Annotated in this window: 1 protein-coding gene; it reads right to left on the bottom strand. The window is 65.6% G+C overall.

Annotation, left to right across the window (positions count from 1 at the left end):
* On the bottom strand, positions 1-3,851 hold a 3,851-nt coding region (locus tag WBB95_RS08515; RefSeq protein ID WP_424487177.1), incomplete at its 3' end, for a non-ribosomal peptide synthetase.
* Between the last annotated feature and the right edge of the window lie 402 nt (positions 3,852-4,253).

Genomic DNA, 4,253 nt, shown 5'->3' with positions numbered 1-4,253 from the left:
CGCATCAGCGAGGCGCGCGACAGGTCGAGGCGAAAATGGCGCGGGTCAAAGCGCTGTTGCAGGTGCGCCAGGGCATCGGCGCCCTCGGTTTGAATCCGTTCAACCGCCAGCGGCGCCTGGCGCAGGACCACTTGCACCGGTTCATCCAGGCCTTCCCAGAGGATCGCGGTGCGCAGGATGTCGTTGCGCTCGATCACGCTGTGCAGCGCCTGGACAAAGGCGTCCACCGCCGTCTGGTCGGCAAAGCTGAACTGCACTTGCAACACGTAGGGGTCGCCCTCGGTGGTTGCCAAGTGATGGTAGAGAATGCCCGCCTGCAAGGGCGCTAGGCCGTAGATGTCCTGCACATTGGCGATGCCGCCGGGCACGGTGCGCAGGATGTGGTCGATCGCGGCTTGATCCAGATCGACCAGCGGCAGCATGTCCGGCGTGATTGCCTGGCTGGTGGGTTCGATGAGGTTCAGCGGGACCTGCACCTCTTGCTGCCCACCCACCGCGCCTGCCAGTGCGGCAAGGGTTGGCTGGCCAAACAGCACGCGCACGTCGGCGCTCAAGTCCACTTGACGCATGCGCTCGATCAGCTTGACCGCGAGCAGCGAATGGCCGCCCAGTTCGAAAAAGTTGTCGTCGCGGCCGACCCGGTCGAGCTTGAGCAGGTCTTGCCAGATGCCGGCGATGGCGGTTTCCACCGCCCCTTGCGGGGCTTCGTAACCGCGCCTTGCCACGGCATCCGCATCCGGCGCGGGCAAGGCCTTGCGGTCGAGTTTGCCGTTGGTGGTCAGCGGCAGTTTATCCAGCATGACAAAGGCGCTGGGCACCATGTAGTCAGCCAGGCTCAGCAGCAGGTGATCGCGCAATGCGGCGGCCGCGAGTGCGCGGTCGGCAATCACGTAGGCCACCAGGCGCTTGTCGCCAGGCGAGTCTTCACGGGCGATCACGACCGCGTCACGCACGCCGTCGGCGGTGGCCAGACGTGCTTCGATTTCGCCCAGTTCGATACGAAAACCACGGATTTTTACCTGATCGTCGTTGCGCCCCAGGTACTCGACGCTGCCGTCGGCCAACAGGCGGCCGAGGTCACCGGTCTTGTACATGCGCAGGCCGGTGGCCGGGTCGGCCAGGAAGCGTTCTGCATTCAGCGCGTCCCGATTGAGGTAACCGCGCGCCACCCCGGCGCCGCCCACGTACAACTCGCCAACCACGCCCACGGGCAACGGCTCGCGGCGCGCGTCCAGCACGTACAGTTGCAGGTCGGGAATGCGCACGCCGATCGGGCTGGCCCCCACCCACTGCGCATCCGCCGCCTCCAGCGCGCGATAGGTCACGTGCACGGTGGTTTCGGTAATGCCGTACATGTTCACCAGTTGCGTGCCGGCGTTGATCGCACGGGCATACCACGGCTTGAGCATGCCCGGCTCCAGGGCCTCGCCGCCGAAAATCACCTGGCGCAGGGAATGCGCCTGCGGGCTCTGGGCCTGGGCGGCGATCAGTTGGCGGAAGGCGCTCGGGGTCTGGTTGAGGATGCTCACACCAGCGTCGCAGAGCAGCGTGTAGCACTCCTCCGGCGATCGGCTGACCAGTTGCGGCACGATCAGCAACTGGCCGCCGTGCATCAGTGCCCCCCAGATTTCCCACACCGAGAAGTCGAAGGCGAACGAGTGGAACAGCGCCCAGACATCGTTGTGGTTGAAGCCGAACCAGTGCTCGGTGGCGGTAAACAAACGCGCCACTTGCCGGTGCTCGATCATCACGCCTTTGGGCAGGCCGGTGGAGCCGGAGGTGTAGATCACATAGGCCAGGTTGGCCGGGCTCAGGTGCAGCCGTGGGTTGACGATGGATTCCTGGCGCAAGCTGTTGAGGTCGATGGCCGGCACGTCGCCGACCAGATGGCGGGTGTTGGCTTGCACCAGCACGGCCAAGGGCTCGCTGTCGGCCAGGGTGTAGGCGATGCGCTCCAGCGGGGATGCCGGGTCAATCGGTACATAGCCGGCACCGGCCTTGAGGATGCCGAGCAGGCCGACGATCATCTCCGGGCCACGCTCGATACAGATCGCCACGCGGTCATCGGCGCGCACGCCCTGAGCGAGCAAGCGGTGGGCAACCTGGTTGGCGCGTTCGTTGAGCTGGCGGTACGTCAGGCGCTGATTGTCGAAGCGCAAGGCGACGGCATCGGGGTGGGCGGCGGCGTGGGTTTCGACTTGCTGGTGGATCAGCGCGGTGTCGGCGTAGTGCGTGGGGCTTTGGTTAAGGCTGTGCAGCAAGTGGTGACGTTCGCTGTCGGGCAGGATGTTCAGGCCGCTGAGCGGCGTGTCCGGTCGCTGCTCCAGGGCATCGGCCAGGCTTTCCAGCGCGGTGTGCAGGTAACCGGCAACCCGTTGCGCGCCGATGGAAGCGTCGACCATCACCGTCAGCGCGAAGTCTTCACCCAGGTCATCGACGTTGACCGTCAGCGGGTAGTTGGTGCGTTCTTCGGCGCCCAGCACCTGGATGCCTTCGGCTACGTGGATAACAGCCGCCATGTCAGTGGCGGCGCTGTGGCGGTAGTTGAGCATCGCGCTGAACAGCGGCGTCGGCGCGGCCACACCACTGCAACGCTGCGCCAGTGCCAGCGACGCGTGTTCGTGGTTGAGCAACGTGGTGAGGCGTTCATGGGTGGCCTTGACCCCGGCGCGCACGCCCTGCTCGCCCACGTCCACGCGCAGCGGCAAGGTGTTGATGAACATGCCCAAGGCCCGTTCGCCGCCCTCGCCCGCACCCATGCGGCCGAGCATCACGGTGCCGAACACCACGGCATCGCGCCCGGAGACCACGCCCAATACGCGCGCCAGGCCCAGGTGCATCATGCTCGCCACGCTCACGCCCAGCGGGCGCGCCAAGGTGCGCAGGCGACGGCTCAGCGTGCTGTCGACAGGAATACGCGCTTCGTCGATCCCCTGCCCATCGCCCTGCACATCCTGCAAGCCGAAGGGCAACGTCGGCTCATCGATATCCGCGAGCATGTCGCGGAAAAACGCCTCATGGGCCTGCTCGCTGACGCCATGGCGCACTTGGGCGATATAGCTGCGAAACGGCACCGGCTCACCGGCCTGGGCCTGCTCGCCGGCCAGGTACAGCTGGATTTCATGGCGCACCACATCAAGCGCGGTGTGGTCGAGGATGGTGTGGTGGAACAGCAGCATCGCCACCACCCGCGCGTTGGCCGGGTCATTGGCGAAGACCAGGCGCAGCAACGGCGCCTGGCCCAGGTCCATGCGGTAAGTGCGCGCGTCATGGCGGGCGAGCAATTGAGCGAGGACATCGCCACCGTCCAAATGCGCCTCGTCACAGGCCAGGCACGCTTTGCGCCACACCACCTGCAGCGGCTCGTCGAGACGCTCCCAGGCCATGGACGTGCGCAGGATGTCGTGGCGGTCGATCACCCATTGCAGCGCCTCGGCAAAAGCATCCAGGCGCGAACGGCTGTCGAACACGAACTGCGCGTGCAGCACATAAGGGTCGCCCTGCTCCGCCGACAAATGATGGTAGAGCATGCCTTCCTGGAGCGGCGCCAGGGGGTAGATATCCTGCACATTCGCCGCCCCGCCGGGGATGGCGGCGACGATGCGGTCGATGGCCGACTGGTCGAGGTTGACCAGCGGCAACATGGCCGGGGTAATACGGTAAGCGGGGCTCAGCCAGTCACCGCCATGCTCGGCGACCAACGCCAACAGCCGGGGCTTATGGGCGATCAGTTGGTCCCACAGCGCGTCGTCCAGCGCCTCGTCATCGCCGAGGATGATCAGGTCGCCCTCTTCCAGTTGCAGACGGATCGCATGGGTGGAAATCGCTGCCAATAATTCGCTGAACTGCATGGGGGTAACCTGCCTGGTAAGTCACGGTTGAGGAGAAAGTCCGTTTTCAGCTGCCGCTTGGATCGGGGTGTGCTGGGCGCGCGGTGCAAAATGCAGGCGCAGCCGGGGGCCTGGAGGGGCTTCCGGTAGAGGGGGGAAATTAAGGGATTTGTGGGGTGGGGGGTGACATGGGAAGCGGGGACACGCTGGGGTCCTGGGTGGTTCATTTTTTATGGGGTGGATTCGTTTTTGTGGTGATGGCGGGTATGGGTTCCGCCCTTACGGCGGGTCACTTTTGAAAAGAGCCCAAAAGTAACCAAAAGGCTCTTGCCCCTCCACTCGGCACCTCGCCTCCGGCTCGGTGTGCCCTCACGCAGGCTTTGGAGCGTGGGCCGCCGCCCCGCGCCATCCATGGCGCGGGGC

It is taken from the genome of Pseudomonas sp. (assembly GCF_049645325.1).
GTDB lineage: Bacteria > Pseudomonadota > Gammaproteobacteria > Pseudomonadales > Pseudomonadaceae > Aquipseudomonas.
Note: the sequence above shows the minus strand (reverse complement) of the source record. Positions and strands in the feature narration are given on the sequence as shown.